The organism is Streptomyces fuscigenes, from assembly GCF_021556455.1.
Lineage (GTDB): Bacteria > Actinomycetota > Actinomycetes > Streptomycetales > Streptomycetaceae > Streptomyces > Streptomyces fuscigenes.
The window spans coordinates 1-2568 of sequence record NZ_JAKGCV010000615.1; the positions used below are offsets into that span (position 1 = coordinate 1).

Below are 2568 nucleotides of genomic sequence, written 5' to 3' on the forward strand. Positions count from 1 at the left end.
CGGACGCCGCCCCCGTACCGCCGTCGCCCCGGTGGGGGTGGTGGTGGCGCCCGCCGCCCGCCGTCACCTCGGGTGTCGGGTCGCCCGCCGAACTGGGCCCGGTCGAGGCCTCCTTGGCGTCCTTGCCCGCCGCGTCCCGCGTCTTGGAGCCGTCGCCGTCCTTGCCGGGCCCGCCGTCCTTGCCGGACTTGCCGGCCTTGCCGTTCCTGCCGCCCTGCGCCGCCTCCCGGTCCGCACCGCCGCGGTCACCGGCGCCGAGCGCACCCGTCCCGCCCCCGGTGCGCCCCTTGGGCCCCGCGGCGCCGTGGCCCGCGGCGGAGTGCCCCGGGGCGGGGCCGCTCCCGCCCCCGATGCTCATGCAGCCGGCCGACGAGGCCACGGCCAGGGAGGCGGCGACCCATACGGCGGCGCGGCAGGAACGGGACGGGATCGAACGGCGCACGGGGGCACCTCCGGAAGCAGGGGCGGGAACGGGTCGCTCCCCGCGGCGCGGGCAGCACGTCGCCCTGTCCAACGGGCATGCCCCCGTCAGGGACACGCCCGGCGTAGGACACGTACGCCCGTCCGTACGCCGAGAACACCCGCCGCGGACGCCCCGCGGCTCATCCGTAGCCGAGTGCGTGCAGGCGCTCGTCGTCGATGCCGAAGTGGTGGGCGATCTCGTGGACCACCGTCACCTCCGTCTCGGCGACGACGTCCTCCCGGCTCTCGCAGAAGCGCAGCGTCGGGCCCCGGTAGATCGTGATCCGGTCGGGCAGCACGCCCGCGTACCACTCGCCGCGCTCGGTCAGCGGCGTGCCCTCGTACAGCCCCAGCAGCTCCCGGTCGGACGGGGGCGGCTCGTCCTCGACGAAGACGGCCACGTTGTCCATCAGCCGGGTCAGCTCGGGCGGGATCCGGTCGAGCGCCTCCGCGACCAGTTCCTCGAACTCCTCGCGCGTCATCTCCAGCACCCGGCCATTGTGACCGCTCCGCAGGTATGGCGCGATGCCCGCCCGGGCACAGTGGCCCAATGACCCGACGCGTCCGCCGTGTCCCGTTCCGTCCCCCGTGCCCTCCCTTCCGGCCCGCCGCCGGCGTCCGCCCTCGCCCCCGCTCCCGCTCGGCAACGCGGCCCGGGCCTCTCCTCACGGATCCCGCCCCGCGGCCGCTCGCCCCGCCGGAGCCGGTCGGCTCCTGGCTCGGCGCGCTCGGCTTCGCCGCCGTCGTGCTGCTCGGGGCGTGGCTCGGGCTGCTCGCGGCCGGCAGCACGCCCGTGCAGGTCGGCCCGATGGACACCCGGATGGCGCTGCGCCCCTCGCCGGCCGGCGGCACCGCGATCAACGTGTCGCCGCTCGGCTCGCTCACCCTCGACTCGCACCGGGGGCCGCTCCGGCTCGACGTGGACGTCGACCGGCTCGATCCGGAGCGCTCGCAGGCGCTCGTGCGCCACCCCGAGCGGCTGTCCGGCCTCCAGGACGAGGTGGCCCGCGACGTCGGCCGCGGCACCGGCGAGGTGGCGGCGGTGACCGCGGCGGCCGCCGTGTGCGGGGCCGCCGCCCTCGCACTCGCCGTCTACCGGCGCCCCGGGCGCGCGCTGGCGGCGGGCGGCCTCGCCGGTGCGCTGCTCGCGGCCTCCGGCGTCTGCGCGTACGCCACCTGGAACCCGCGGTCGGTCCTCGAACCCCGCTACTCCGGGCTGCTGACCTCCGCGCCGCAGGTGGTGGGCAGCGCCCGCTCCATCGTCAGCGACTTCGACGTCTACCAGAAGGAGCTGGCCCGGCTGGTCACCAACGTCACAAAGCTGTACGACGCGACCTCGACGCTGCCCGTCTACCGCCCCGACCCCACGACCCTGCGCGTCCTGCACGTGTCGGACATCCATCTGAACCCGGCGGCCTGGCAGATCATCGGCTCGCTCGTCCGCGAGTACGACATCGACCTGGTGATCGACTCGGGCGACGACATGGACCACGGCTCGGCTGCGGAGAACGGCTTCCTCGACCCGATCGGTGACCTCGGCGTGCCCTACGTCTGGGTGCGCGGCAACCACGACTCGGCGCTCACCCAGCGCCACCTGGCGGGAATCAGTAACGTGCGGGTGCTCGACCACGGCCGGGCGGTCACGGTCGCGGGCCTGCGCATCGCGGGCACGGGCGACCCCCAGTACACCCCGGACCGCTCGCACAGCCCCGGCGGCGACCGCGCGGAACGGGCGGCCGGCGCCGAACTCGCCGCGGCGAGTGACGCCCAGCGCCGGGCGGGCACGCCGGTCGACATCGCGGTCGCGCACGAGCCCCTGGCCGCCGAAGGGACCGACGGCTTCGTCCCCCTGGCCCTCGCCGGGCACGTGCACCACCGCGAGACGCGGGTGCTGCCGAAGGGCACGCGCCTAAAGGTGGAGGGCTCGACGGGCGGCGGCGGGCTGCGCGCCGTGCAGAACGACAGCCCCGAGAAGGTGCGCGCCGACCCGCACGCACTCGTCGCCGCCCTGGTGCGGGGCCTGCCGCCGGGCAGCTACCTGGCCCTGAGCCACGCCGCTTCGGACCTGCACGCGGAGCACGCACAGGAGGTCGTGGCCGCGTACGC

The 2568-nt window shown here is 76.3% G+C and carries 2 protein-coding genes and 1 pseudogene; 1 reads left to right on the top strand and 2 read right to left on the bottom strand.

Annotated elements, in window-relative coordinates:
• Together L1885_RS26965 and L1885_RS26970 are read right to left on the bottom strand one after the other, a co-directional pair.
• Positions 1–442 (bottom strand): annotated as a pseudogene (locus tag L1885_RS26965) (hypothetical protein); the annotation flags it as partial.
• Between the two features lie 160 nt (positions 443–602).
• Positions 603–953 carry a metallopeptidase family protein gene (locus L1885_RS26970; RefSeq protein ID WP_235799773.1) on the bottom strand — a complete coding sequence of 117 codons (351 nt, stop codon included), beginning with the start codon at positions 951–953 and terminating at the stop codon, positions 603–605.
• 26 nt (positions 954–979) lie between these two features.
• Here L1885_RS26970 and L1885_RS26975 point away from each other — a divergent pair.
• The coding region (locus L1885_RS26975) for a metallophosphoesterase family protein (protein WP_372482039.1) at positions 980–2568 on the top strand (1589 nt) is incomplete at its 3' end.